The organism is Thermoanaerobaculia bacterium, from assembly GCA_018057705.1.
Taxonomy (GTDB): Bacteria; Acidobacteriota; Thermoanaerobaculia; order Multivoradales; family JAGPDF01; genus JAGPDF01.
In genome coordinates this window covers 1-26,592 of sequence record JAGPDF010000069.1, presented here as the reverse complement: position 1 = coordinate 26,592, position 26,592 = coordinate 1, and the positions used below count along the sequence as shown (strand labels likewise).

Sequence of the window (26,592 nt, the reverse complement as noted above, 5' to 3'; positions counted from 1 at the left end):
GTTGCAGCTCTACGGGGCGCTCTCCGCCCCGCCGGGATCACTCGCCGGCGGCACCGCCTGGTATGCGCACCTCGCCGGCTTCGCCGCCGGGCCGGTGCTGCTCTTTCTGCTGCGCCGGCGCTGAGCACCGCGCCGTCTACCACCGGGGGTACGCCGGGGACACGCTCCAGCCCGGCGGCCGGGGCTCGACAGCGGGGGCGGGGTTGACGGGCTTCAGCATGTCCCCAGCTGCGGGAGACGACCACGCCAACCCGTGGGGTACGCCGGGGACACGCTCCAGCCCGGCAGCCGGGGCTCGACGGAAGGGGCGGGGATGACGGGCTTCAGCACGTCCCCAACTGCGGGAGTAGGTGGTGCCTTCCTACTTTGCGCGTTCCGCGAGCGGCGGGCTGCTGCGCAGGGACAGGTAGGCGGGAATCACGACGATCGCGACCAGGGCGGTCGCGAGGGTTCCCAGGATCGAGACCAACCCCATCGAGATGAGGCCGGGGTAGTGCGACGTGGCGAGCGAGCCGAAGCCGGCGATGGTGGTCAGGGCGGCGAGGAAGATGCCGCGTGAGGTCTCTTCGACGGCGGCCGCGGGGTCGCCACCGGGGAGCCGCTCCTCTTCGCGATAGCGATGGATGACGTGGATCCCGTAGTCGACTCCGATGCCGATGATCATCGTGATCACGAAGATGTTCATGAAGTTCAGGTGGAGGTCGAACGCCACCATCGCGCCGACCATCCAGAGAATGCCGAGGAGCAGGGGGATGAGCGCGAGCAGCGCCGTGTGCGCGTTGCGGAAGTCGACCCAGAGCAGCAGGACCACCAGCGCGAGGCCGATGATCCCCGAAACCAGGGCGTCGCGGCGGATCTCGCCGCGCAGGCTCCGCGACAAGACGTTCATGCCGGTGAGCGTGGCCTGCGGTCCGAGGCTCGCCTCGAGATCGATGGCGGCCTCGGGAATCTCGCGCTTCGGCCGGCCGGGGAGGTTGTAGAGTTTGACGACGCTGCGCCAACCCTCGGGCGTCTCCACCAGGTAGCGGTCGAGGAGCGACTTGCCTTGCGGCACCGCGAGCACGCCCTCGCGGGTGAGAGGCCCGGCCGGCGCGAGCGTGCTCGCCAGCAGGTCGAGCCCGTCGGCGAACGGCTCGACCCGCAGGCCCTCTTCCTCGAGCGCTAGCGCGAACTCGGAGCGGATCCGGACCATGTCCAGCCGGCCGGGGCGTTCGGCGGCGACCCAATCGAGCGCCTCCTGCTGGATCGCGGGCGGCGGCAACACCGAAGTCACCGCGTCCACCCCGCCCAATCGCCCTTCGGCGACCAGCCGGCGCCCCGCAGTGGCCGCCTCGTCGGCGAGCGCCAGGACCTCGGCGAGCGTCGGCGCCTTGAGTACCAGCGACATCGACTCGAAACCCGAACCGAAGTGCGAGTTGATCTCGCTCTGGGCGATGATGCCGCGATTTCCCGGCGGCCGGAGCGCCTCGACGTTGTCGTCGAACTGCAGCTTCGGCGCCGCCGCGAACGCCGCGACGCTCACCAGGGCGGCCACCGCCAGGGTGGTCCGCGGCTTGGCGGTACTGATCCGAGTCAGCCGCTCGATGCCAAAGGCGAAGATGTGCAGTCGCGGCGCGCTTTCGCGCTTGCTGTGATGGGCCTCGCTCCAACCGATCATCGCCGGCACCAGGAAGAGGACGGCGAGCAGACAGAAGAGCACGCCCGTGCCGACGATCAGCCCCATCTGGTAAAGGCCGGTGAAGTCGGTGATCAGGAAAGCGTAGAACGTCGCGGCGGTGGTGATGGCGCCGAGCACCACGCCGCGCGCCGTCGCGCCGCCCATCGAGCGCATCGAGTCGGCCACCGAGGCGCCACGCTGACGCTCCTCGACGTAGCGGCCGTAGAGCACGATGACGAAGTCGTCGCCCAGGCCGACGAGCAGCGCCGCGACCCCCGCGGTCGCCGAGGAGAGGACGCCGACGGCGAGCGCGGCGAACCCGAAGGTGATCGCCAGGCCACAGGCGAGCGGCCAGAAGACCAGCAGCAGCAGCGAGGTGCGCCGGTAGGCGATGTAGAACAGGATCAGTACGCTCAGAATCGAGGTCGCCGCATTGACGATGACGTCCCGCCGGATGAGCCCGGTGTCGTCGAGGACGATCATGTAGCGGCCGCCGAAGAAGACCTCCGGCACGGGGGCGTCGCTCCCCTCGGCGAGCTCGCTCCACGAGCCGGCGACGGCGGCGACGGTCTGCTCCATTGTGTCGACCAGCCGGCGATTGAAGTCGATGTCCTGCGGCGGGTGCGTGGGCTTGCCGAGGATGAGCAGCAGCCGGTGGTCGCGCGACAGGTAGCGGCCACTGGTCCAGTCGACCGCCAGCGGGCCGCGCTGCCCGCCGAGGCGATCGAGGAAGATGCCGGAAATTCCGAGCGGGTCGAGCTTGATCAGGTCCTTGAGCGCCACCGCCTGCGGCATCTCCAGGGTGCGCCTGAGCTCCCGGGCGCGATCGCGGATCGCGGTGCCGGTGAGCTCCCCGGCCAGACGCTCCCGCGTCGGCGCGTCGAGGAAGAGCACGGCGCGCGGCAGGAACTCGCGCAGCAGCTGCTCGGGCTCGCCGATCGACGACTCGACGGCGCTGAAGTACTCCGGCGACTCGCTCATCCGCAGGGCGACTTCGTCGGCGAGCGCTTCGTACGGGTCGAGCGGCACATCTTCGGGAATGCGAATGCCGACCACGAAGTAGTCGATATTGCCGAACTGCTCGAGGGTCTCGCGGAACGTGATGACACCCGGGTTCTTCTTCGGCAGGAGGTGCAGCACATCAGGGTCGAAGCGCAGGCGGAAGGCGAGCCCGGTGCTCACTGCTACGACCAGGAGGAAGACGATGAACACCAGCCGGTGCCGCCGGCCGGCGAAAAGAATCAGACGTTCGAGCGGACGCTGCGGGTTCAAGCGATCGCCGGCGGCTGCGGAGCAGAGGGCGGCGGCGGCCCGCCCATGGGGCTGCCGATGCGGCGCCAGTAGCGCGCGAAGTAGTCGATGCCCGAGTACAGGGTCACGATGACGGCGACCCAGAGCGATATCGGCGCGAGGTGGGAGAACTCACCCAGCTTGTTGTAGATGATGAGCAGCGAGATGGCGACGATCTGGGCGCCGGTCTTGATCTTCCCCGACAGACCTGCCGGGATCACGATCTGCTCGGCGGCGGCGTGGCTGCGCAGCGCATTGACGGCGAACTCGCGCGCCAGGATGGCGACCACCATCCAGGAGGGCGTGACCCTCGAATCGAGCTCGACCAGGGAGACGAACGCGGCAGCGATGAGGATCTTGTCGGCGGCCGGGTCGAGGAGCTGTCCGAAACGGCTCACCAGGTTCCAGCGGCGCGCGAAGTAGCCGTCGAGGAAATCGGTCAGCGCAGCGAGCAGGAAGAGCCCGAGACCGACGAATTCCTTGCCGTCGAATCTGGTCAGCAGCACGACGACCAGGATCGGGACGAGCAGAATCCGGACGGATGTCAGAATGTTGGGAAGATTCGACATCCGTTGGGCGTCGTCGGTGGGCTGAGCGTCCCGGCTAGGGCCGGGCGACGCTGGAGGTGGTCAGTCGCACCTGGTTGTTGGCATCGCGCACGATGAAAACCCGGCTCCCGTCGAGCACGCCGTCGCCGCTACCGTCGAACAGGTGGAGTATCCGCCGCACGTAGTTGCGGGTCTCTTCGTAGGGCGGAATCCCGCCGTACTTCGCCACCGCCTCCGGGCCGGCGTTGTAGGCGGCGAGCGCGAGCTCGAGGTCGCCGAAACGATCCATCATCTGACGGAGATAGCTCGTGCCGCCGCGCAGGTTCTGGTCGAGATCCCAGGGGTCGGTGACTGCGAGGTCGGTGGCCGTCCCCGGCATGAGCTGCATCAGGCCGATGGCGCCCTTGTTCGACCGCGCCCGCTGGTTGTATCCCGATTCGACCTGCACTACCGCCTGCACGAGCCGCGGTTCGAGGTCGCGTTCGCGCGCATGGCGCTCGATCGCCTCGGCGAGAAGGGGGTCCGGCGTCGCGAGCAGCCGGCCGGAGAGGCGCATCGAGCGGGCCTCGGACGGCTCGTTCATGATCACTTTCGTGCCGTCCTCGCGCACCTGGATCGAGGTCGTCCCCGCCTGCAGCGCGGGCGCGGTCACGATCAGGCAGGCGATTCCCAAGGCTCGGAGCATGGCGTCCTCCAGATTTTACTCCCCAACCGGCCCGGCGTCGAAAAGGGGCTGCCAGCTCAGCCCGGGCCGCCGGCCAGCTCCGCGACCGCCCCGGCCACCCCGGCCAGTGCCTCGGGCAGTCTTTCGGGCTCTTTGCCGCCCGCCTGGGCGAAATCGTCCCTGCCGCCCCCCGAGCCGCCCACCAGGCCGGCGAGCGCCTTCAGGAGCTTCCCGGCCGGCACACGGGCCTTGAGATCGTCGGTCACCGCGGCGATCAGCGTGACCTTGCCCTCCTGCCGGACGCCGAGAACGACGACTCCGGAGCCGAGCTTCGCGCGCAACAGGTCGGCCAAGTTGCGCAGCTCCGCGGGAGGAGCGGGCGGCACCTCGCGCACCACGATCCGGATGCCGGCCACGACCTGCTCTTCGGCGCCGGACGAACTCCCCGAGACCAGCTTCACCCGCATCTTCGCGAGCTCGGCGTCGCGGTCGCGGAGCTCCCGTTTGAGCTTCGCGAGCTCGCTTTCGGCATGGCCGGCCGTAGCGCCGAGACCGGCCTCGACTGTGGCGAGGTCGCGATCCCGCTGACGCAGGTATCGCAAAGCCCCCTCGCCGGTGAGGGCCTCGATGCGCCGCACGCCGGAGGCCACGCCGCGCTCGGAGCGCAGGACGAACGGGCCGATCTCGCCGGTGTTGCCGACATGGCAACCGCCGCAGAGCTCGAGCGAGAAACCCGGGACCTCGACCGTCCGTACCCGATCGCCGTACTTCTCGCCGAACAGCGCCATCGCTCCCGCGGCGATCGCCTCCTTGGGGTCGCGGTCAGCGGTGATGCGGGTCGGCACGGCGCGCAGCACCCAGTCGTCGACCAGCTGCTCGACGCGCGTCCGCTCGTCCTCCGTCAGAGGCTTGCCATAAGTGAAGTCGAAACGCAGGTGTTCCGGCGCGACGAGAGATCCGGCCTGTCGAACCCCTTCGCCCAGGACCTCGCGCAGCGCCGCATGCAGCAGATGCGTCGCGGTGTGATTGCGCTGGGTCGAGCGGCGAAAGTCTTCAGAAACAAAAAGCTCCAGTAAGGGAAAAGGCCTCCGGATCGCTCCCTCGACGACCTTCACCCAGTGCAGCACGCGACCGGCGTTGTCCTTGGTGGTGTCTTCGACCAGAGCCCGTCCGCCCGGCCATCGGATCTCGCCCTGATCGCCGACCTCCCCGCCGCTCTCGGCGTAGAAGACCGTGCGTTCGAGCACGAGCACGCCAGGTTCGCCCTCGCCGAGCCCGTCGATTGCTTCGCCTGGGCCACCTGGCGGCTCCGTACCTGCCACCGCCGCGACGACCTTCACTCCATTTACTGAAAGCCTTTCATAACCTTCAAATCTCGTCGGCGTCTGGGCTTCGGGGTTCTTCGCCAGGGCGAGATCGACGAACTGCTTGGAGCGCAGCGCCGAGCCCGTCGCGGCGCGCGAGCGCTCGCGTTGGCCGGCGATCGCCTGCTCGAAGCCGGCCTCGTCGACCGCGAACTTCTCCTCCTCGGCGATCTCGCGCAGCAACTGGATCGGCAGCCCGTAGGTGTCGTAGAGGCGGAAGACCTGCTCGCCCGAAAGCTCGCGACGGCCGGCGCTCTTCGCCTCCTCGATCCCCTCCTGCACCATCCGCGAACCGATCGCGACAGTGTCGAAGAACTTCTCCTCCTCCGCCCGGATGGTCGCTTCGGAGGCCGATTGCGTCGCCTTGAGCTCGCCGTAGGCCCCGGCCATCGCCTCGTCCACGATCGGCAGGAGACGGCAGAGGAACGGGGCCTCGAAGCCGAGGCGCATGCCGTGCCGCACCGCGCGCCGCAGCAGACGGCGCAGGACGTAGCCGCGCCCGTCGTTCGTGGGGATGACGCCGTCAGCGAGCAGGAAAGCGGTGGCGCGCAGGTGGTCGGCGATCACCCGCAGGGAGATGTCGTGCTCGGCGTTGCGCCCGTAGGCTTTGCCGGCGAGGGCCGCGGCGCCGGCGAGAATCGGCTGAAAGAGATCGGTGTCGTAGTTGGAGTCCACGCCGGCGACCACCGCCGCCACCCTTTCGAGCCCGGCGCCGGTGTCGATCGAGGGCTTCGGCAGCGGCGTCAGTGCACCGCCCGCGGCGCGTTCGTATTGCATGAAGACGAGATTCCAGATCTCGAGATAGCGGCCGCTGTCGGCACCCTCGTCCCAACCCACCTCCGGCAGATCGGGCCGGCGATCGACGTAGATCTCGCTGCACGGACCGCACGGGCCGGTCTCCCCCATCGCCCAGAAGTTGTCCTTCTCGCCGCAGCGGACGATCCTCCCGGGGGGAAGCCCGGAGATCCGGCTCCAGAGCGCCGCGGCCTCGTCGTCCTGCTCGTAGACCGAGGCGAAGAGGTGAGCAGGCGGCAGGCCCCAGACCCGGGTGACCAGCTCCCAGGCGAACTCGATCGCCTCCGCCTTGAAGTAGTCGCCGAAGGAGAAGTTGCCGAGCATCTCGAAGAAGGTGTGGTGGCGCGGCGACGGACCGACGTTCTCGAGGTCGTTGTGCTTGCCCGACACCCGCAGGCACTTCTGCACCGTGACGGCGCGCGGGTACTCGGGCGTCGCGGCGCCGGTGAAGTAGTCCTTGAACTGGACCATTCCGGCGTTGGTGAACAGCAGCGTCGCATCGCCGTGCGGCACGAGCGGCGAGCTCGCGACGGGGCGGTGGCCGCGGGCGCTGAAATAGTCGACGAAACTCTGGCGGATCTCGGAGCTGCGCATCGATTTCACTCGGCTCACGGGGAACTCTTTCGCGGGAAAGCGGAAGCAGGTGCGGCCTTCCAAGTCAATCTTCGGACGCCGCCTCGCTCCCCTCGTCGCGAGCTTCGGAAAGACGCGAGGTTGACGCCGCCATCTCTTTTAGAACCTTGAAGATAGCACTACTCGCGAAGCCCCGGCGAGAAAGATGACGGGCGAGCGCTTCCGCCCTGCCGGCATCTCCGGAGGCAGCGCCGCTGCTCTTGCTGCGAAAGCGCCGCGCTGCTTCGCGGGCACCCTCGAGATCGTCTTCCGGCGAACGCAGGGCGAGCGCCGCCTGCGCCGCCTCCTCGGGAGCACCGCGCCGGGCGAGCTCCTGCGCCACGCGCATCCGTCCCCAGCCCTTGCGTCGGGCCACCGTCTCGACGAAAGCCCGCGCCAGGGCGAGATCGTCGAGGAGCTTCAGCCGCACGAGCTTCTCGAGCGCTTCGGCAACCTCCGCGCGCCCGTACCCTGAGCGCTCGAGCTTCACCTCGAGCTCCCGCCGGAAGTGCGGCCGCAAAGCCAGCAGCCGGGCTGCCTTGTCTGCGGCCGGAACGAGCCGTGCGGGCTCCCTCATCTCCGCCTCCGGCCGCGGCAGCTGCGGGGGCCGGGCCGCCCGGAACGACCGCGGCACCTTCGCGCCCCTGCCCTCCCCCCGATCGTTCACTCTCGGCTCGCCCTCAACTCTTCAGCTTGCGCACGAGGCGCCGGATCGGCGAGTCGCCGTCGAGGCGGCGGTCGACGTCCTCGAGGCTCGCGGGCAGGAGCACGACATTGCGCTTCCTGAGCTCGACCAGCAGGAGCTCGATCTGGTCGGCGCGATCCTCGACCGCCGGCGAAAGCAGCCGGCGCAGGGTGGTCCTGCCGTCGAAGCCGTCGAGGAAAGCGCGCTCGCGGATCGGCATCGCCTCGAGCTCCTTCGACAGGGGCTTGCGGATCCAGGCCGGAACCAGCGATTCGATCACCTCGAGCGGGAAGATCGCGCTCGCAGCGCCGACGACGACTTCGTCTTCGGCCTGGAGGCTGAGCAGCAGCTCGCGCAGGTCGATCTCTCGCGACGCGACGGCATTCTCCTCGGCGTTGCGCACGATCTCCAGCGCACCGCGCGTGACCAATCCATAGCAGGCCGAGAGAAAAGGGAAATGGACCCCTCCGGTGCGCAGATAGAGGTCGGAGAGCGAAGCCTCGGGCGCCGCGCTCCGGACGATCCGCAGCTCGTAGGGCGAGAGCAGCAGGTCCTCCGATGTCCGGTTCAGTCCGGGGCGCACGACGACGCTGTCGCTGGTGAGAACACCCCGGATCCTCGCCTGGTCGTCGATCCAGTGCGTTCCCGCGAGCAGGAGCTCGGTCGTTTCGACCTCGACTTCGAGCCGGGAGGCCGGCGGCGTGCCCTCCTGGAAGTAGAACAACCCCTGCCTCCAGAAGAAGAGATCCTGCACCGACTCCTGGATCGACTGCGCCAGGCTCGCGCGCAGGCTCGCCTCGTCGAGCAGCCCGAGGTCGCTGAGGGTTTCGCCGAGCGGCAGGCGCCGCAGCCGGCAATGCGCCAGCGCCTTGGCGAGATCCTCGGCGCCGAGGATACCGTGCGCCACGAGGTGCTGCCCGTAATGCTCCGTCGCCTGGTTCGACCGGCAATCGAGGATCTTGCCGACGCGAAAGCCGATCCGCTTCTCGCGTTGGCTGCGCCGCACGACGAGCGTGCCGGTGACACGCTCGGTCAGCGCCCATTGCAGGAGGTTCGAGGCTGGGAAGGCGGAAAGCCGGCCGGTGAACTCCATGGCTCGATTCTAGCCCGCGCGTTTCATCGGCGCAGGGCTCGTAAGGCCGCGGGCCGGGCGCCCGGCGTCAGCGCTTGGGACCCTCGAAGCGCTCGACCTCGAAAGCCGACTCCTCGGTCGGACTGAACGAGCCCGGCAGCTCGATCGACGACTCCATCTCCTCGCGCGACACGTCGGAGGTGAACTGGACGCCCTGGATCTTGAGCTTGAACTCGTCGGGATTCGACGCCCGCCGGATGGCCTCATCGAGTGTGATGAGCCCCGCCTTGTAGAGCTGGAAGAGAGACTGGTCGAACGTCTGCATGCCGTACTGGCTGGTGCCGAGCGCGATCTGCTCCCGGATGTACTTGGTCTTCTCCTTGTTCTCGATGCAGTCGCGGATGTACGGAGTGACGATCATGACCTCCGCCGCCGGCACCCGTCCGCTGCCATCGGCGCGGGGCAGGAGGCGCAGCGAGATCACCGCCTTGAGGACCTGGCCGAGCTGGATGCGGATCTGCTTCTGGTGGTGCGGGGGGAAGACGGCGATGATGCGGTTGATCGTCTCTGTCGCGTCCAGCGTGTGCAGGGTCGAGAACACGAGATGGCCCGTCTCGGCCGCGAGCAGGGCGGTCTCGATGGTCTCGTAGTCGCGCATTTCGCCGACCAGGATCACGTCCGGATCCTGTCGCATCGCCGAACGCAGCGCGCCGGAGAAGGTCCGGGTATCGACGTCGATCTCGCGCTGGTTGACGATCGACTTCTTGTCGCGGTGCAGAAACTCGACCGGGTCCTCGATCGTGACGATGTGCTCGCTGCGCCCGGAGTTGATGAAGTCGATCATCGAGGCGAGCGAGGTCGACTTGCCGGAGCCGGTCGTGCCGGTGCAGAGCACGAGACCCCGACTCTCTTCGCAGATGCGCTCGAGCACCGGCGGGAGCGTGAGCTCGCGGATGGTGAGAATGCGTCCCGGGATGACGCGCAACACCAGGCCGACCGTGCCGCGCTGCTGGAAGATGTTGCAGCGGAAGCGCCCCAGGCCGGGCACCGAGTAGGCGATGTCGATCTCGAACTCGTCCTTGAAGCGCTGCTTCTGCCGCGCGTTCATCATCGAGAAGGCCATCGCGATCGTGTCTTCCTGCATCAGGCGCTTGACCTCGGGCAGGGGCAGGAGGGTGCCATCGACGCGCAGGACGGGGTGGCTGCCGACCTTGAGGTGAAGATCCGAGGCCTTGCGCTCGACCGCGATCTTGAGGAGATCGTTGACGTTCATTCGCTTCCTCCGCGAGGACCGCCCTTCAGGAGACCTGCGCGACTGCGGCCGGCACGGGAGTGAGCCAGCCGAAGCGGTCCGCGATCTCGCCGCGGGTGATGCCCAGGTATTCGTTCATGAGCCTGCGAGTGATCGGACCGGGCTTGCCGTCGCCCACGGGAATGCGATCCACGCTGCGGATCGGCGCGACCTCGACCGCGGTACCGGTGAAGAAGGCCTCGTCGCAAGTGTAGAGAACGCCGCGGGGGATACCCTCGCGGCGGATCGGGATTCCCATCTCTTCGGCCAGCCGGAGGATCGAGTTGCGGGTGATTCCGGGCAGGATCGAGGACGAGATCGATGGGGTCATGAGCTGTCCGTCGAGAACCAGGAAGATGTTCTCTCCCGAGCCCTCGGAGACGTAGCCCTGATCGTCGAGCGCGATCCCCTCGGCGAATCCGTTGGTCACCGCTTCCATCTTCACCAGCTGGGAGTTGAGGTAGTTGGCGGTCGCCTTGGCGATCGCCGGCGAGCTTCCCGCCCCCATGCGCCGCCAGGTCGAGACGCAGGCGTCGACCCCGTGCTCGAGCGCGTCGTTGCCCAGGTAGCGGCCCCAGGACCAGACGGCGATGGCGACATCGACCGGGCACTTGAGCGGGTTGATGCCTGCCGTGCCGAAGCCGCGATAGACGATCGGCCGGATGTAGCACTCCTCGAGGCCGTTGCTGCGGATCGCGTCGAAAACCGCCTGGGTCATCTCTTCGCGGCTGAACGGAATCTCCATGCGGTAGACCTTGCACGAGTTCTCGAGCCGCTTGAGGTGCTCCTGCAGGCGGAAGACCGCCGGTCCGGTGGGTGTCCTGTAGCAGCGGATGCCCTCGAAGAGTCCGGAGCCGTAGTGCATGGCATGCGCCATGACGTGCACCGTGGCCTTCTCGAACTCGACCAGGCGGCCGTTCATCCAGACGAAACGGATTCCCGCGAATGGGCTTTCCGACAAGTTGTCTACCTCCGTGAAATCGCCGCCATGGTAACCCCCGGTCCGGGGGGTGTCAACGCGCGAGGTCACCGCCGCAGAGCCGCACGCCCGCCGCGATCACCGCCGCCGTCTCGACCCGGAGCACGGTCGGACCGAGCGACCATGAAGGAATCTGCCGGTCGCGGAAGAGGTCGATCTCCGCCGGGCTCCAGCCGCCCTCCGGTCCGACGAAGAGGCCGCAACTCCCGGCTGCGCCGGCGACAGGACAGGCCGCGGCGCCCGCGGCATCGAGAACCGCCACAGCGAGCCCCGTCTCGCCCGCGGCGGCGAGCGCTTCGCGCAACCCGCCCGCCATCGCCAGCGCCGGCACCACCGATCGACCCGACTGCTCGACCGCCGAGATGGCGATCCGTCGCAGGCGGGCGAGCTGGGAGCTTTCGACGGAGCGCGCCTCGCGGTCGGTCGCGATGAACCGGATGGCGACGACGCCGATCTCGGTCACCTTCTCGACCAGCCAGGCGATCCGGTCCGGTTTCGCAGCGGCGACGAAGATCTCCACGGCGAGCTCCGGCTCGTTGGCGGGAGCTGCTTCGCCGAGCTCCAGGCGGGCGGCCCGCTTGTCGATGCCGGTGATCTTCGCCCAGCGGGCGTGGCCTTCTCCGTCCACCACCCGCAGGCGCTCGCCGGTCTGCAGGCGCTTCACCTTGAAGAGGTGGTGGTGGGCTTCGTCTTCGACGAGCGCCGTCGCCGCAGAGAAAAAGACCGGTAAATGGAGGGTGGTGGTCATCGGGTCGGGGCGACCACTGCCGCTTCACGAAAGAAAAGGACCGGTAAAGGAGGATTCGTGATCATTCGGCTGCCGCGGCGAGTGCCGGCCTTCGAGAAAAGCGCAATCCGATCCATTCGCCGGCGACGATTAGGCCCGCGAAGTCGCATCCCCAGCGCTCGATCGCCGACCGGACGGCTTCGCCCTCCGTTGCCAGGACGCCGGACACCAGGAGGTCGCCGCCGGGGGCGAGCTGGGCGATGACCTCGCCGAGCTCGTCGGCGATCTCGTGCGGCAGCACGTTCAAGACGACGACCTCGAACCTCGCCGCGTCGGTTGCCGGGGTCGCCAGGGCGGCGACCGTGCCGGTGTAGAACATCGGCGCAAGTCGGTTGTGGCGGGCGTACTGGCCGGCGAGGAGGCCCGCGGCCGGGTCGAAGTCGAAGCCGACCGCGGCGCGGGCGCCGAGGAGAAGCGCCGCCATGGCGAGGATCCCGGAGCCGCAGCCGACGTCGAGGACCCTCTTGCCGGCGAGCGGCGTCGCCTCGAGGAGATCGTAGGCCAGCCGCGTCGACTCGTGGCTGCCGACACCGAACGCCGTCCGTGCAGGAATGGCCAGTACGAAACGCCCGCCGCTCGCGCCTTCGGCACCGAACCCGCCACGAGATGTCCCTTGAAGGGCCGGGACGGCGAGGTCCCACTCACGCGGATCCACCACGAGCCGTGAGCCGAGCTCGATCGGTTCGGCCTGCTCCCGCCACGCCGCGAGCCAGTCCTTCTCTTCGACCGGACCGGAGTCGACGACTTCGACTCCCGGCACCAGCGCCGAGAGATCTCGCAGATCACCCTTTACCGGAAGCTTTTCTGCCTCGAAGGTTGCCACCAGGATGGACTCGCCGCTCGGACCCGTCTGAAACTCGATTCCTGCCGTTCCCCGGTCCCAGGCCCACGCAGCGACGATCTCCGCGGACTCATCCAGCTGTTGCGGGACGCGGATGCGCAGCCGGTGGTATCTCGGACCGACTGCGGGACCCGACGGGGGACCCTTCGGCCCCCCCGTCGGGCCGCTCATCCGCCGAACAGGTCGCGGACGCGATGGAGGACGCCGCGCTCCTCCTTCACCGGGCGGCCTTCGAGCTCCGCGAGCTTGCGCAGCAGGTCGCGCTGCTCGTCGTCGAGATCGCCCGGCGCCGGGACGCGGATCGCCGCGAGGGCAATATGGTCGCCGCGGCCGGAGCCTCCGAGCCGGTCGATCCCCTTGCCCTTGAGCCGGAACTGTTCGCCGTGGTGGGTTCCCGCCGGGATCACGACCTCCTCCTTGCCGTGCAGGGTCTCGACTTCGACCTCCGCTCCGAGCACCGCCTGGGCGTAGCCGATCTCGACCTCGGAGAGGACGTTGTGTCCGTCGCGCTCGAAGCGCTCGTGGGGCGCCACCGCGAGAACGACGTAGAGGTCGCCCTTCGGACCGCCCCGACGGCCGTGCTCGCCCTCGCCGACCAGGCGCAGACGCGCGCCGTTGTCGACGCCGCGCGGGATCTTCACCTCCAGCGTCCTCACCTTCTCGACGCGGCCCTCGCCGCGACACTCCTTGCACGGATCCGAGATGGTGACTCCCTCGCCATGGCACCGGGGGCAGGTGCGGGCCAGGGTGAAGAAACCCTGGGTGTAGTGGACCTGCCCGCGCCCGCCGCAGCCCGCGCACCGCGCCGGCGCGGAGCCGGGTGCGGCACCGCTGCCGCCGCAGGCCTCGCAACTCTCGAGGCGCGGGACCTTGAGGCTCCTGGTGACGCCGAACGCCGCCTCTGCGAAGGCGATCTCGAGGTCGTAGCGCAGGTCGGCTCCGGGCGTGGCGCGACTCCTGCCGCCCCTGCCGCCCTGACCGGAGCCGCCGAAGCCGCCGAATCCGAAGAGGTCGCCCAGGATGTCGGAGAAGTCCGAAAAGGTCGAGGGGTCGAAGCCGCCCTCGAAGCTCTGCGCCCCCTGGTGCCCGAAGCGGTCGTAGCGCTGGCGTTTCTCGGCGTCCGAGAGCACGGCGTAAGCCTCGGCCGCCTGCTTGAAGAGCTCCTCCGCGCCCTTGTCTCCGGGGTTCTTGTCCGGATGATGCAACAACGCGAGCTTGCGGTAGGCGGCCTTGATCTCCTTGTCGGAGGCGGTCCGCTCGACGCCGAGAATCTCGTAGTAGTCGCGCCGGGCGCGTTCGGCAGTCGCCATCCGTCAGCCCCTGGATCCGGCGCCGCCGGTTTCGAGACCGCCCGCAGTTCCGGACTCGCCGACCCGGCTCATCATCAACTCCGAGAGCGAGCGCGAGGTCGCGTTGAGATCGAACAGCGCCGTTTCGAGATCGGCGCGGGTGTCGCTGGCGAGCGCCATGCGGGCGCGGAGCAGCGTCTCGGCGGACCGCTTGCGGTCCTTCTCGGGAAGGCTTTCGCTGAACTGGGAGAGCACCTTCTCGTTGGTGTAGATGAGTCCCTCGATTCGATTCTTGAGCCGCCGCATCTCGCGCTTCTGGGCATCTGCCTGCGCGAACTGGTCGGCTTCGGTGACCAGGCGATCGATCTCCTCCTTGGAGAGGCCGCCTGCGGGGTTGATCTGGATCGTCTGTGACTGGTTGGTCGCGACGTCGCGCGCCGAGACGCTCACGATGCCGTTCGAGTCGATGGCGAAGGTGACTTCGATCTGCGGCACGCCGCGCGGCGCCGGCGGAATTCCGACCAGCTCGAAACGGCCGAGCGATCGGTTCTCGTTGGCGATCTCGCGCTCGCCCTGGAGCACGTGAACCTCCACCGTGTCCTGGTTGTCGACGACGGTGGTGAAGATCTGGGCGTTCTTCGTCGGAATGGTGGCGTTGCGCTCGATGAGGCGGACGAACAGCCCGCCGTGGGTCTCGATACCGAGCGACAGCGGAGTGACGTCGAGAAGAACCAGGTCCTTGATGTCGCCGCGGATGATGCCGCCCTGGATCGCAGCGCCGATCGCCACCACCTCGTCGGGGTTGATGTCGCGGTTCGGAGCGCGGCGGAAGATGCGCTCGACGGTCTGCCCCACGAGCGGCGTGCGCGTCTGCCCGCCGACCAGCAGAACCTCGTCGATCTCCTCCGCGGCCAGTCCGGCCTGTTCGATGGCGTCGCGACAGGGACCTTCGGTACGCGCCACGAGCTCGGCGACCAGCTCTTCGAAGGCGGTGCGGGTGAGCACGCGGGAAAGATGCCGCGGGCCGTTCTCGTCGGCGGAAATGAACGGCAGGTTGATCGTCGCCTCCGCCACCGTCGAGAGCTCGCACTTGGCGCGCTCCGCGGCCTCCTTCAGCCGCTGCAGCGCCATGCGGTCGCCGCGCAGGTCGATCCCGGTCTCGCCGCGAAACTCCTGAATCAGCCAGTCGATGATGCGCTGGTCGAAGTCCTCGCCTCCGAGATAGGTGTCGCCCGAAGTGGAGCGCACCTCGAAGATGCCCTCGGAGAGCTCGAGGATCGAGATGTCGAAGGTGCCGCCCCCGAGGTCGTAGACCGCGATCTTGCGATTCGCGGTGCCGCGGTCGAGGCCGTAAGCCAGTGCCGCGGCGGTCGGCTCGTTCAGGATGCGCAGCACCTCGAGACCGGCGATGCGCCCGGCGTCCTTGGTCGCCTGGCGCTGAGAATCGTCGAAATAGGCCGGGACCGTGATGATCGCCTCGCGGACCGGCTCTCCCAGAGCCTCCTCGGCAAACGCCTTGAGCTCGCGCAGGACGAAGGCGGAGATCTCCTCCGGGCTGTGCTGGCGGTCGCGAATCTGGATCTTCACGTCACCGTTCGCCGCCTCGACGAGGGCGTAGGGCAGGAGGTCGCGCGCCCGCTGTACGTTCGGATCGCTGAACTTCCTGCCGATCAGGCGTTTGACCGCGAAGACCGTCTGCTGCGGGTTGGTGATCGCCTGGCGCTTGGCGATCTGTCCGACCAGCCGGTCGCCGTCGGGCGTGAAGGCGACGATCGAAGGCGTCGTTCGACTTCCGTCCCGGTTCGCCAGCACCCGGGGAGAGAACGCTTCGACGACTGCGACGCAGCTGTTCGTCGTTCCGAGATCGATGCCGATGATCTTCCCCACAGTGTCCCCTTTTCCTTGTGGCCGCGTGCTACTGCGACGAATCCGTGGTGGAGCCGTCGTCCGTCGTCTCTCTCGGCACGGCGACCTTCACCATCGACGGCCGCAGGAGCCGGTCGTTCAGGCGGTATCCGCGCTGCAGCTCGAGCGCCACCGTCGGTGCGGCGACACTGTCGGACTCCTCCTGGATGACGGCCTCGTGAACCGACGGGTCGAAGCGCTCTCCCAGGGCCGGGATCGGCGTGAGCCCGTAGCGCTTGAGCACCTCCTGAAACTGCCGGGCGATCATCTCGACGCCCTTGCGCAGGTCGCCGACCTCGCTCTGGCCGCTCTGGACCGAGAGGGCGCGCTCCAGATTGTCGACCACCGGCAGCAGCTCGCGCAGCACGTCCGTCAAGGCGTAGCGCTCGATTTCGGCGCGATCGCGCTCGGTCCGCTTGCGGAAGTTGTCGAAATCGGCGCGCAGACGCAGAGCTCTCTCGCGCTCCGCGGCGAGTTGCGAGTCCAGGCGGCGCACGGCGACGGAGTCGGACGCGGTGCCAGGGTCGTGGGCGCGGTCGGGGGCAGTCGCGGCATCCGCGTCGTCGTCGTCGCCGAGGCTCAGAATCTCGACGACGGTGTCCTCGTAGCCGTCCGGGGAAGAACTTCCCTCTTCGGCTTTTGTATCGGAGTCGTTGCGCTCGCTCATGACAGCTCCAGTTTCCCTACCGGTTCGCGCTCGCCTCGAGCGCCTTGGACAGGGATTCTCCCAGATAGTCGACCAAAGGAATGATGCGTTCGTAGGCCATGCGCGAGGGACCGAAGATGCCAAGAGTACCCTGACCGCTCTCGCCGCTGCCGAACGGGCGCGCCACGAGGCTGAATCCGAGATCGGAGGTCACCGAGCTGTCCTCGCCGATCACCACCCGGACCCCCCCTCCGACCATGCACTGGTTCAGCAGGCCGACCAGACGCTGGCGATCGGCGAAGGTATCGAGCAGGAGGCGGACCCGGGAGAGATTCTCGAGCTCCGGGTGCGCCAGCAGCAGCGCCGTGCCCTCGACCAGGACCTCCGGCCCCTGAGTCGACTCGAGCGAGCGCTGGGCGAGGGAGATCGCGCGCCCGAGGAGCTCGTCCATCTGCGTCCGCTCGTCGGTCATCGCTGCGAGGAGACGTTCGCGAATGTTGCGCAGGGTTCTGCCGCGGAAGTTCTCGGTCAGATAGTTCGAAATCCGGACCAACTCTTCCCGCGACAGCTCTTCCTCGATCTCGAGCAGCTTGTTCTCGACGAATCCGGCCTCGGAGACGACCACGCAGAGAACCCGGCGGCCGGAGAGCGGCACGAAGTCGACGGTGCGCAGGACCGTGTCGCCGATCGCCGGGGTCACCAGAATGCCGATCTGTCCGGAGAGGCGGGAGAGCAGCTGCGAGGTCAGGGCGACCAGCCGGCCGGGCGCCGCCTCACCGCCGTGGAGGTCGCCGTCGATGCGCCGGCGATCGTCCTCCGAGAGGCTCCCCTTCGCCATCAGGGACTCGATATAAAGATGGTAGCCGGCGCTCGACGGCACCCGACCGGCGGAGGTGTGCGGCTGCTCGAGGTAGCCCCACTCTTCGAGGTCGGCCATGACGTTGCGGATCGTCGCCGCCGAGACCCCATGCTGGACATGCTTCGCCACCGCGCGCGAGCTCACCGGCTCACCGACGAGGATGAAGGTCTGCACGACATCCCGCAGGATCTCGCGATCGCGGGGAGTCAGTTCGACGGCTGGGCGGACGGTTCGCATCTCGGTTTTTGGACAGTTGTTCCGGGGACCTGCCTGCTGTCTTGCGTTGCGTAAGCCACCGGACCCGCGTATTTTACCCCAGTGAGCCCCCCGCCTCCGGCCCTCGACGGCCTGCGCTTCAGCCTGATCGGCGCCGGAGCGGTCGGCCAGAGCCTGGCGGACTGGATCGCGACCCGCGGCGGGAGGCTGCTCCAGGTGGCGGGGCGCCCCGGCCCTGCTGGCTCTGAGCCCTGCACGGGCGCCTCTCGTCTTGCTGCTTTCGCCGAGCGCCACGCAGTGCCTGCCGTGGACACCCGTCGGCTCTCCACAGCCGGCGAGGACCTCCTGCTGATCGCCGTTCCTGACGGCGCACTCGCCGGGCTCGCCGCGACGCTCGCCGCCCGCCCGCAGGCCCGCGTCGCGCTGCACGTCTCGGGAGTCGCCCCGGCGGCGGTGCTCGCACCGCTGCGCGCAGCAGGTTCGGCGATCGGCGGGTTCCACCCGCTGCGGGCCTTCCCGGCGCCCACGAGCGACGTGGCGGAGGCCGCGGGGATCTTCTTCGCTCTCGACGGCGACCTGCCGGCGCTGGCGCTCGGACGACGCCTCGCCGCGGCCCTGGACGCCACAGCCGCTCCCGTCGGGGAGGCGCAGCGCCCGCTCTATCACCTCGTCGCGACGCTGATGGCCGGGGCCGTCGCGACCGTCGTCTCCACGGCCATGGAGATCTCCGCCCGGTGCGGACTGCCGGCCGAGGTGCGCCAGGGACTGGACCGGCTGGCGACCGACGCCCTCGCAGGGGCCCTCGCGCGGCCCGATCCCGCTGCGGGAATCACCGGCCCGGCGGCACGCGGCGACCAGGAGACCTTCCTCCACGAGCTTGCCCAACTCCTCCGCAGCGCTCCCGAAGCAGCGCCCGTCGTCGTCGCCCTGGCGCGGGAGAGCCTCCGCCAGCGGGCGCGCATCAGCGCTCCCGATCCGCCCCGGATCGCCCTGGCGGAGCGCCTCGCACGCACGGATCTCCTTGACCTGACGAAAGATCGGGTGCTAACTTCGTCGCCCAAGCCGCAAGGCTGAGCCCATGGTCTTCTTCAACTACAGCACGATGCAGATGGCGGCGAAAGTGGTGTACTACGGCCCCGGTCTGTGCGGGAAGACCACCAACCTCCAGTTCATCTACGGCCACACCTCGCAGGACAGCCGGGGGGAGATGGTCTCGCTCGAGACCGAAACCGACCGGACGCTGTTCTTCGACCTGCTGCCCATCGATGTCGGCTCGATCGCCGGCTTCAATACCCGCATCCAGCTCTACACGGTCCCCGGGCAGGTGTTCTACAACACGACGCGCAAGCTCGTGCTCAAGGGCGTGGACGGCGTCGTCTTCGTCGCCGACTCCCAGCGGCCGATGCTGCAGGCCAACCTCGAATCGTTGAAGAACCTCCAGATCAACCTGGAGGAGATGAACCTGACGGTCGACACCATGCCGATCGTGCTGCAGTACAACAAGCGCGACCTGCCCGACGTCTGCACGATCGAAGAGATGGAGCAGGCGCTGAACCCGCACGGCTGGCCGAGCTTCGGCGCCTCCGCGGTGACCGGGCAGGGGGTCTTCGAGACGCTCAAGGGGATCTCGAAGCTGACGCTGCTCAACCTGAAGAAGCGGCTGAGCAAGCCGGGGCCGGAGACCAGCTCGCAGGGCCGCATCGTCGCCGTCCCGGCGCCGGCGCCGGCTCGTCCGGCCGCCCTCTCTCCGGCATCGACGGGAGCGGCGGCTCCGAGCTCCCCGCCGCCGGGCAGCGCCCCGGTGGCGCGCCCGCCGGTGACGCTCGAGCCCGCGACGCAGCCGCTGCCCGTGACACGCCCCGCTGCGGCTCCGGCCGCGAAGATAGCGCCGCTCTCTCCGGCCGCCCGATCCAAGTCGAGCCAGGTGGATGTCCTCGCCGAGCTCGAGAAGATCCGGCGTCAGGCCATGCACTCGCCGGCCGCGGCCGTCCCGCATCCACCGCGGGCCGCAGCGCCCGTCCTGACGGCCGCCCCGGCTCCGCCCGTCGCTTCCGCCGCCGCTCCCCCGGCGCCGCACTCTCTGGCGACACCGCCGCCGGCGCAGCCCGTGGCCTCCGGTGCGCACGCCAAGTACCCGGTGCTCAACGGCAAGGGCGAGATCCACCGCTCGGTCGAGCTCACCCTCAAACGGGGCGAGTTCACCCGTGCGCGCCGCTTTCTGCTCAATCTCCGGATCGAAGACGAGGACCGCAAGGTCGTCGAAGCGATCCGCGACCTGCCGATCGAGATCCAGGACGCGAAGAGCCTCGAGCGCGTCCTGCTGCAGCTGAACGTCCAGCTCAAGTCCAAGGACTGACCGCCCTCCCTGAAAGGGTGGCTCTTTTCCCCAAGCCGGGCGTATCGTGGCTTAGGCGGCGCTGATACCGCACACGCATCCCGTTTCAGCAGGAGCCGGAAGTCCAGAGGCTCATCCGATGACTCTTGACATGGCATCGCCGTCGAGCGGATTCCAGAGGGTCACCGCAATGTCGGCGGGCGCTCTGGCAGTCTTCGTCGGCGTCACGGTCCTTGTCGGCTGGGCACTCGACCTCGGCGCGCTGAAGAGCATCCTCCCGGGCTGGGTCAGCGTCAAGCCGAACACCGCCCTGGCTTTCATCCTGACCGGAATGGGCTTGCTGTTTTCCTTCCGCCCGCACTCATCCCTCAACCTTCGACCTGCCGCCTTCGTCTCCCGCCTCGTACGACTTTGCGCCCTGCTGGCCGGCCTGATCGGTCTGCTGACGCTGAGCGAATATGCGTTCGGCTGGAACGCCGGAATCGATCTGTGGTTGTTCCCTGAGCCTGCCGGGACAGTAGGCACATCGCATCCGGGTCGCATGGCGCCGGATACGGCACTCTGTTTTGTCCTCATCGCGTCGGCACTGGAGCTCGCCGGGGTCGCTCGCAAGACGAAACGGGCGTTGGTCGCTGCGGCGCTGCTGGGCTCGCTGGTGACAACCATGGCTTTGGTGGAGATGCTCTCCTACTTCTCACCGGCCCTCCGCACCTATGGCTGGGGGGGCTTGACGATGATGGCGCTCCCGACCGCGACGCTGTTTGCGGTCCTGGGCGTTTCGCTGGCGCGGATCGCGTGGCAGGAAAGCATGTCGCAGATAGCCGCTTCCGCGATGTCCATTGCAGAACCCAGGCCCCGCGTCGGGCTGGCGTTTCTGCTGGTCTTCTTCCTGTTGGCGGCGGGCATTGTCTCGACTGGCACGTTCTATTACCGGGACTACGGGCGACATTACCGCTCGGAGGTGGGGCGCCAGCTTTCGGCGATCGCGGACCTGAAGGTTGACCAGATCGTGCAGTGGCGCAAGGAGCGGCTGGGGGACGCCTCACTGTTCTTCCAGAACGCCCAGATTTCCTCCCAGATGCGGCGGCTCCTCGACCGGCCCGAGGACGCGGACGCGCAGCGCCAACTCCTGCAGTGGATCGTCAAATTCCAGGAACACAGCGACACTGACCGGGTTCGCCTCCTGGATGTCCGCGGCATCACCCGCCTGTCTTCGCCCGCCGGGTTTCCCCCCGTTTCCGCCCCGAAGGAAAGCGCGATTGCGGAAACTCTGCGGTCAGGCCAGATCATGTTTCAGGACTTCTACCGCAACGACTACGACATGAAGGTCTATCTGGGGATCCTGGTCCCCATTTTCGACGCACAGGACGCTGGCCGGCCGCTGGGCGTTCTCGCTTTGCGCATCAATCCGGAGTCCTATCTCTTTCCCGCGATCAAGCGCTGGCCGACGCCGAGCCCTACCGCCGAGACGCTGCTCGTCCGCCGGGACGGCAACGATGCGCTCTTTCTGAGCGAGCTCCGGTTCCAGAGGAACACGACGCTGAATCTGCGCGTGCCCTTGGACCGCACCACCATGCCCGCGGTTCAGGCCGCCCTGGGCCGAGAGGGCGTGACAGACGGTGTCGACTACCGGGGCGCGAAAGTGGTGGCGGCCACTCGCACGATTCCGGATTCGCCTTGGTCGCTTGTCGCCCGCATGGACGCCACCGAAGCCTATGGGCCGATGGTGGGGGAGCTCTGGCAGATGATCGTCATGGCCGGCGGACTGCTCCTCGCAGCGGGGGGTGGCGTCGCGCTGGTCTGGCGGCAGCAGAGCCTGCGGTTCTACCGGGGAGAGGCGGCAGCGGCGGAAACGCTGCGCGCGAGCGAGGAACGATTTCGCATTGCTTCCGAGACCGCAAACGACGTGGTTTATGACTGGGATCTGAAGCAGAGCGTGCAGTGGCTGGGGAAGGTCGACGAGATGCTCGGCTATGAGCCGGGTGCGTTTCCCCGGACCCTGGACGGCTGGACAGCCTCGGTCCATCCGGACGACTTGGCGCACACGATAGCCGCGATTCAGGCCCACCTGGAAGGACACGCGCCCTATGACATCGAGTATCGTGTGCGGCGAAAGGACGGGGTGTATCGCTGGTGGTGGGCGCGTGGCGCGGCTGCCCGAACGCCGGAAGGAACGCCCGTTCGCTGGATCGGGTCGATCACGGACATCACCGAGCGCAAGCAGGCGGAGGCGGACTTAGTTGAAGCGCAAAACTTGCGCACCGAGGCCGAGAAACTGGGCAAGGTCGGAAGCTGGGAGTTTGACACCGAGACGAAGGCGATGACCTGGACCGAAGAGGTCTTCCATATCCACGAAGTGGATCTAACCTACCAACCAACGGTGGATGCAGGCGTCAATTTCTATGCACCCGCTTCCCGCCCAATCATCGCGCAGGCCGTGCAGCGTGCGATCGAGCAGGGCGAGCCTTTTGACGTGGAACTGGAGATCGTCACCGCCAAGGGCAACCGGCGCTACGTCCATTCGATTGGCAGGGCCGATCCGACCCGCCGCACAGTGCTGGGCTTCTTTCAGGACATTACCGCGCAGAAACACGCGGAGGAGGAGGTCCGCAGCCTCAACGCGGAACTGGAGCAGCGCGTGCATGAGCGCACGGCACAACTCGAAACGGCTAACGCTGACCTGCGGGCCAACCGTTCGCTCATCGAGGTCATCTATCGTTCGCAGGCGCAATTCATCGCAGCCGATGCTTCACAAGACATGTTCGATGATTTGCTCGACAGCCTGCTCGACTTGACCGGGAGCGAATACGGTTTCATCGACGAGATGTTCTACACCCCGGACGGCAAGCCCTATCTGACCGCAAGAGCCATTACGGACATCTCCTGGAACGAGCAGACGCGACAGATGTATGCGCAATTTGTCTCCGGCGAGCTGAGCTTCACGAAGTTGGAATCGCTCTTTGGCGCGGTGATGGCTACAGGGAAGCCAGTGATCGCCAACAACGCGCCGAGCGATCCACGCCGTGGAGGTGTTCCGCCCGGTCATCCGGCGCTCAACGCCTTCCTCGGCCTCCCCCTCCATTCGAACAACCGGTTCGTGGGGGTCATCGGCCTCGCCAACCGCCCCGGTGGCTACTCGGAGGAATTGATCGCCCATCTCGAGCCTGTCGTGCAGGCGTGTGCAAGTCTCCTTTCGGCGTGGCGAAGCGAACGCAAGCGGGAGGAAGCCGAGGCAGCCCTGGTGCGAAAGACCGCCGAGCTCGAAACGGCCAACAAGGAACTGGAGGCGTTCAGCTACTCCGTGTCGCACGATTTGCGCGCACCGCTGCGGGCGATCGATGGCTATGGCCGCATCCTGCTGGAGGACTACGAGAGCCGTCTCGACCCCGAAGGCCGCCGCCTGCTCGGCGTCATCTCCGGCGAAACCCGGCGCATGGGACAACTGATTGACGATCTGCTCGCCTTCTCGCAGCTGAGCCGCCGGAAACTGGAGGCTTCGGACATCGACATGGCAGCCATGGCTCGAGCCGTCTTCGACGAACAGGCGGGCCACGCCCCGCAACGAGTCTTCCGCCTGGAACTGCAACCGCTCCCGCCGGCCCACGGCGACCCGGCCATGATTCGCGTGGCATTGGGAAATCTGCTCTCCAACGCCATCAAGTTCACCAAACCTCGAAACCCCGCGGTGATCGAGATCGGAAGCCGCCTGGAAGATGGGCAGGCCGTCTACTACGTCAAGGACAACGGCGTCGGATTCGACATGAGATATGCCCACAAGCTGTTCGGGGTCTTTCAACGGTTGCACTCCACAGAGGAGTTCGAAGGCACCGGCGTGGGGCTGGCCCTGGTCCAACGCGTCGTCCACCGCCACGGCGGGCGCGTCTGGGCCGATGGCAAAGTCGACGAAGGCGCGACCTTCTACTTCTCACTGCCTGACATGAGGGAAGAATCATGAGCAACGCAAACGGGGTCGAAATCCTGCTGGTGGAAGACAACCTGCACGATGGGGAGTTGGCCTTGCGGGCGCTCAAGAAGCGCAACCTGGCCAACCATGTCGTGTGGGTCAAGGACGGCGCAGAGGCGCTGGAGTTCATCTTCGGCGCGCTCACGGGCGCGTCACAGCGAATCAACCATACTCCGAAAGTAATCATGCTCGACCTCAAGCTGCCCAAAGTCGACGGGCTGGAAGTCTTGCGCCGGCTCAAGGGCGACGATCGAACCCGGCAGATCCCGGTGGTGGTGTTGACCTCGTCGCGCGAAGAGCAGGACATCGTGGAGACTTATCGCCTGGGCGTGAACAGCTACATCGTCAAGCCGGTGGAGTTCGAGAACTTCTCCGAAGCGGTGGCCCACCTGGGCCTGTATTGGCTGTTGTTGAATCAACCGCCCACGCCGGTCGCGAAAGACTGAACCGGAGGCGCCGATGATGAGCGAAGTGCTTCGCATTCTCATCCTGGAGGACCGGCCGGCCGACGCGGAGCTGATGCTGCGCGAAGTGCGGAAGGAGGGGATCGAGTTCGCGGCGCTGCGTGTCGAGACCGAAGCGGACTTCCGCAAGCAGCTCCTCGAGTTTCGGCCGGACCTGATTCTCGCCGACTACAGCCTCCCCAGCTACGACGGCATGTCAGCTTTGACACTTGCTCACAGGGAGTTTCCCGGTGTGCCCTTCATTCTCGTCTCCGGCACCCTGGGCGAGGAGATTGCGGTGGAGGGCCTTCACCACGGCGCCACGGATTACGTACTCAAGGACCGGCTCTCCCGTCTGGGTGCGGCGGTGCGGCGGGCTCTGCTCGAGGTCGAGGAGAGGAAGGAGCTCCATCGGGCGGAGGCGCAACGCGAGCGACTGGCTGCCCTCGTCGAGGCCAGCCCGGACTTTATTGGCTTCGCCGATGCGAAAACCACGCAGATCCAGTACATCAACAAGTACGGCCGGAAGATGTGCGGAATCGGCGAAGACGAGGAATTGGGGGGGCTCAAGATCAGCGATGTACATCCGGCTTGGATGAACCAACGGCTGGCCGAGATTCTCTTGCCCGCGGCTGTTCGCGACGGCCTATGGGAGGGCGAGGGAGCGTTTCTTCACCGGGACGGTCGCGATATCCCGGTCTTGATGGCTCTCCTGGCCCACAAGGCCGCTGACGGTGAAGTGGACATCTTCTACACGGTTTCGCACAACATCACCGAGCGAAAGCTGTTGGAGGCCCAGTTTCTGCAGGCCCAGAAGATGGAGAGTGTGGGGCGGCTCGCCGGCGGCATCGCCCACGATTTCAACAACCTGCTGACGGTGATTCTCGGGACGGTCGACCTCGCCCAGACGAATCGGACGGAGGACGACCCGTTGTATGCGGACCTGCAGGAGTTGCGCAAAGCCGGAGAGCTGGCCGCCGGACTGACGCGGCAACTCCTGGCCTTCAGCCGCAGGCAGATCCTGCAGCCCAAGGTGCTGAGCCTGAACACGCTTCTTCCGGACATGCTCGCCATGTTCCAGCGGCTGCTCGGAGAGGACGTCACCGTGGCGTTCATTCCCGGGATCGACCTCGACTTCGTAAGAGTCGATCCCGTGCAGATAGAGCAGGTGCTGATCAACCTGGCCATCAACGCGCGCGATGCGATGCCGCGCGGCGGCACTCTGACGATCGAAACCCGGAACGTGACGCTCGACGAGGCCTACGCCGCCGGACATCCGGCGGCGCGACCGGGCCCGCACGTTCAGCTGCTGGTCAGCGACACCGGCATCGGGATGGACGAGTCCACGCGCCTTCAGGCCTTCGAGCCATTTTTCACCACCAAGAGCGCGGGAACAGGTACCGGGCTCGGTCTCTCCACGGTCTACGGCATCGTCAAGCAGAGCGGCGGCTCCATCTGGGTGGAGAGCGAGCTCGGTCGGGGGAGCTGTTTCGACATCTATCTGCCGCGGTCCGCAGGGCCACTGACAGCGACCGCCACCGTTGCGGTCGAGTCGGCGTCGCGAGGCTCCGAGACGATCCTGATCGTCGAAGACGAGGCTCCGCTGCGCAGTCTCGCCAGGCGGTTTCTCGAAGGGGCAGGTTACACGGTTCTCGACGCGGAGAACGGCGATGCGGCTCTCGCCTGCCTCGAGCACCACGCCGCTCCGGTCGACCTCGTTCTCACCGACCTCGTGATGCCGGGAATGGGCGGCCGGGAGCTGGCGAAGCGGCTCTCTGCCCGGTTCCCGAAGCTGAAGATCGTCTTCACTTCCGGGTACACCGACGAGGCCATCCTGCACCAGGGTCCGTTCGACGATGGCACTCACTTCCTCGCCAAGCCCTACACGATGGCGGGGCTGAGGACGAAGGTCCGGAACGTCCTGGACTCGCCAGGCGACCTTCCGACAGGCGCCTGACCATCCGCGGAGCGCCGCGGTGCGCGAACCGCCGGCCCGGCCTGCGTTAGAGTTGCGGCATGCGCTGCCCCTTCTGCGGAACGAGTCAGGACCGGGTCGTCGACTCGCGCGAGAGCCGCGAAGGCGTGACGATCCGGCGCCGGCGTGAATGCCTCGCCTGCCATCGCCGATTCACGACCTACGAGAAGGTCGAGGAGATCGCCTACCGCGTGGTCAAGAACGACGGTTCGCGCGAGGATTTCGACCGCAGCAAGCTCCTCAAGGGCCTCGAGAAGGCCTGCGAGAAGCGTCCGGTGTCGCTGCGCCAGCTCGAAGAGATCGTGGACGCCGCCGAGAGCCTGCTGACGGAGCAGGAGGACCGCGAGCTCTCGACGAGCGAGATCGGCGCCTTCG

General features: G+C 67.5%; 20 protein-coding genes. 6 read left to right on the top strand and 14 right to left on the bottom strand.

The genetic code is table 11. The features are described 5' to 3' along the window. Window positions 1–361 precede the first annotated feature (361 nt). The 14 genes from KBI44_17065 to hrcA form a co-directional block, all read right to left on the bottom strand. Complete coding sequence (locus KBI44_17065; GenBank protein ID MBP9146190.1) at window positions 362–2,929, bottom strand: MMPL family transporter; 2,568 nt, start codon at window positions 2,927–2,929, stop codon at window positions 362–364. Continuing rightward, window positions 2,926–3,516: a CDP-diacylglycerol--glycerol-3-phosphate 3-phosphatidyltransferase gene (gene pgsA / locus KBI44_17060; GenBank protein MBP9146189.1), complete on the bottom strand. Its 591-nt coding sequence runs from the start codon at window positions 3,514–3,516 to the stop codon at window positions 2,926–2,928. Before pgsA ends, KBI44_17065 begins: the two co-directional genes overlap by 4 nt. 34 nt (window positions 3,517–3,550) lie before the next feature. Next, window positions 3,551–4,180 carry a lytic transglycosylase domain-containing protein gene (locus tag KBI44_17055; protein MBP9146188.1) on the bottom strand — a complete coding sequence of 210 codons (630 nt, stop codon included), beginning with the start codon at window positions 4,178–4,180 and terminating at the stop codon, window positions 3,551–3,553. Between the two features lie 56 nt (window positions 4,181–4,236). Continuing rightward, window positions 4,237–6,912 carry an alanine--tRNA ligase gene (gene alaS, locus KBI44_17050; protein MBP9146187.1) on the bottom strand — a complete coding sequence of 892 codons (2,676 nt, stop codon included), beginning with the start codon at window positions 6,910–6,912 and terminating at the stop codon, window positions 4,237–4,239. A gap of 64 nt (window positions 6,913–6,976) precedes the next feature. Further along, complete coding sequence (locus KBI44_17045; GenBank protein ID MBP9146186.1) at window positions 6,977–7,507, bottom strand: RecX family transcriptional regulator; 531 nt, start codon at window positions 7,505–7,507, stop codon at window positions 6,977–6,979. Between the two features lie 103 nt (window positions 7,508–7,610). Beyond that, the gene (locus KBI44_17040) at window positions 7,611–8,708 is read right to left on the bottom strand and encodes a DUF4388 domain-containing protein (GenBank protein MBP9146185.1); all 1,098 of its coding nucleotides are present in this window, start codon (window positions 8,706–8,708) and stop codon (window positions 7,611–7,613) included. Window positions 8,709–8,775: 67 nt separating this feature from the next. Continuing rightward, the gene (locus tag KBI44_17035; GenBank protein ID MBP9146184.1) at window positions 8,776–9,960 is read right to left on the bottom strand and encodes a type IV pilus twitching motility protein PilT; all 1,185 of its coding nucleotides are present in this window, start codon (window positions 9,958–9,960) and stop codon (window positions 8,776–8,778) included. Window positions 9,961–9,985: 25 nt separating this feature from the next. Further along, window positions 9,986–10,900, bottom strand: a complete 915-nt coding sequence (gene ilvE, locus KBI44_17030) for a branched-chain-amino-acid transaminase (protein MBP9146183.1) — start codon at window positions 10,898–10,900, stop codon at window positions 9,986–9,988. Between the two features lie 91 nt (window positions 10,901–10,991). Further along, entirely contained in the window at window positions 10,992–11,705 is a 714-nt protein-coding gene (locus KBI44_17025; protein MBP9146182.1) for a 16S rRNA (uracil(1498)-N(3))-methyltransferase, read from the bottom strand. 61 nt (window positions 11,706–11,766) lie between these two features. Next, the gene (locus KBI44_17020) at window positions 11,767–12,567 is read right to left on the bottom strand and encodes a 50S ribosomal protein L11 methyltransferase (protein MBP9146181.1); all 801 of its coding nucleotides are present in this window, start codon (window positions 12,565–12,567) and stop codon (window positions 11,767–11,769) included. A 185-nt stretch (window positions 12,568–12,752) separates the two neighbouring features. Continuing rightward, window positions 12,753–13,895, bottom strand: a complete 1,143-nt coding sequence (dnaJ, locus tag KBI44_17015) for a molecular chaperone DnaJ (GenBank protein ID MBP9146180.1) — start codon at window positions 13,893–13,895, stop codon at window positions 12,753–12,755. 3 nt (window positions 13,896–13,898) lie between these two features. Then, window positions 13,899–15,761, bottom strand: coding sequence for a molecular chaperone DnaK (dnaK, locus tag KBI44_17010; protein MBP9146179.1), 1,863 nt, complete (start codon window positions 15,759–15,761; stop codon window positions 13,899–13,901). A 28-nt stretch (window positions 15,762–15,789) separates the two neighbouring features. Then, complete coding sequence (grpE, locus tag KBI44_17005; GenBank protein MBP9146178.1) at window positions 15,790–16,446, bottom strand: nucleotide exchange factor GrpE; 657 nt, start codon at window positions 16,444–16,446, stop codon at window positions 15,790–15,792. 16 nt (window positions 16,447–16,462) lie between these two features. Further along, window positions 16,463–17,521 carry a heat-inducible transcription repressor HrcA gene (hrcA, locus tag KBI44_17000; protein ID MBP9146177.1) on the bottom strand — a complete coding sequence of 353 codons (1,059 nt, stop codon included), beginning with the start codon at window positions 17,519–17,521 and terminating at the stop codon, window positions 16,463–16,465. Between the two features lie 81 nt (window positions 17,522–17,602). Here hrcA and KBI44_16995 point away from each other — a divergent pair, with 81 nt between their 5' ends. The 6 genes from KBI44_16995 to nrdR all read left to right on the top strand — a co-directional run. Beyond that, entirely contained in the window at window positions 17,603–18,574 is a 972-nt protein-coding gene (locus tag KBI44_16995) for a DUF2520 domain-containing protein (GenBank protein ID MBP9146176.1), read from the top strand. A 4-nt stretch (window positions 18,575–18,578) separates the two neighbouring features. Then, the gene (locus KBI44_16990; protein MBP9146175.1) at window positions 18,579–19,856 is read left to right on the top strand and encodes a GTPase domain-containing protein; all 1,278 of its coding nucleotides are present in this window, start codon (window positions 18,579–18,581) and stop codon (window positions 19,854–19,856) included. A 118-nt stretch (window positions 19,857–19,974) separates the two neighbouring features. Further along, window positions 19,975–23,790, top strand: coding sequence for a PAS domain-containing protein (locus tag KBI44_16985; GenBank protein ID MBP9146174.1), 3,816 nt, complete (start codon window positions 19,975–19,977; stop codon window positions 23,788–23,790). After that, window positions 23,787–24,245 (top strand): response regulator, encoded by a 459-nt coding sequence (locus tag KBI44_16980; protein MBP9146173.1) that lies wholly within the window; start codon window positions 23,787–23,789, stop codon window positions 24,243–24,245. The genes KBI44_16985 and KBI44_16980 overlap by 4 nt, the downstream gene beginning before the upstream one ends. Before the next feature lie 16 nt (window positions 24,246–24,261). After that, the gene (locus KBI44_16975; protein MBP9146172.1) at window positions 24,262–26,199 is read left to right on the top strand and encodes a response regulator; all 1,938 of its coding nucleotides are present in this window, start codon (window positions 24,262–24,264) and stop codon (window positions 26,197–26,199) included. A 59-nt stretch (window positions 26,200–26,258) separates the two neighbouring features. Beyond that, window positions 26,259–26,592, top strand: a 334-nt coding sequence (nrdR, locus tag KBI44_16970; GenBank protein ID MBP9146171.1) for a transcriptional regulator NrdR, incomplete at its 3' end; no start/stop codon positions are given.

Excerpts from the sequence above, each read along its gene's own strand:
- pgsA (MBP9146189.1), bottom strand. The coding sequence starts at position 3,516 with ATGTCGAATCTTCCCAACATTCTGACATCCGTCCGGATTCTGCTCGTC.
- KBI44_17055 (MBP9146188.1), bottom strand. The coding sequence starts at position 4,180 with ATGCTCCGAGCCTTGGGAATCGCCTGCCTGATCGTGACCGCGCCCGCG.
- alaS (MBP9146187.1), bottom strand. The coding sequence starts at position 6,912 with ATGCGCAGCTCCGAGATCCGCCAGAGTTTCGTCGACTATTTCAGCGCC.
- KBI44_17045 (MBP9146186.1), bottom strand. The coding sequence starts at position 7,507 with ATGAGGGAGCCCGCACGGCTCGTTCCGGCCGCAGACAAGGCAGCCCGG.
- KBI44_17040 (MBP9146185.1), bottom strand. The coding sequence starts at position 8,708 with ATGGAGTTCACCGGCCGGCTTTCCGCCTTCCCAGCCTCGAACCTCCTG.
- KBI44_17035 (MBP9146184.1), bottom strand. The coding sequence starts at position 9,960 with ATGAACGTCAACGATCTCCTCAAGATCGCGGTCGAGCGCAAGGCCTCG.
- ilvE (MBP9146183.1), bottom strand. The coding sequence starts at position 10,900 with ATGAACGGCCGCCTGGTCGAGTTCGAGAAGGCCACGGTGCACGTCATG.
- KBI44_17025 (MBP9146182.1), bottom strand. The coding sequence starts at position 11,705 with ATGACCACCACCCTCCATTTACCGGTCTTTTTCTCTGCGGCGACGGCG.
- dnaJ (MBP9146180.1), bottom strand. The coding sequence starts at position 13,895 with ATGGCGACTGCCGAACGCGCCCGGCGCGACTACTACGAGATTCTCGGC.
- grpE (MBP9146178.1), bottom strand. The coding sequence starts at position 16,446 with ATGAGCGAGCGCAACGACTCCGATACAAAAGCCGAAGAGGGAAGTTCT.
- hrcA (MBP9146177.1), bottom strand. The coding sequence starts at position 17,521 with ATGCGAACCGTCCGCCCAGCCGTCGAACTGACTCCCCGCGATCGCGAG.
- KBI44_16990 (MBP9146175.1), top strand. The coding sequence starts at position 18,579 with ATGGTCTTCTTCAACTACAGCACGATGCAGATGGCGGCGAAAGTGGTG.
- KBI44_16985 (MBP9146174.1), top strand. The coding sequence starts at position 19,975 with ATGACTCTTGACATGGCATCGCCGTCGAGCGGATTCCAGAGGGTCACC.
- KBI44_16980 (MBP9146173.1), top strand. The coding sequence starts at position 23,787 with ATGAGCAACGCAAACGGGGTCGAAATCCTGCTGGTGGAAGACAACCTG.
- KBI44_16975 (MBP9146172.1), top strand. The coding sequence starts at position 24,262 with ATGAGCGAAGTGCTTCGCATTCTCATCCTGGAGGACCGGCCGGCCGAC.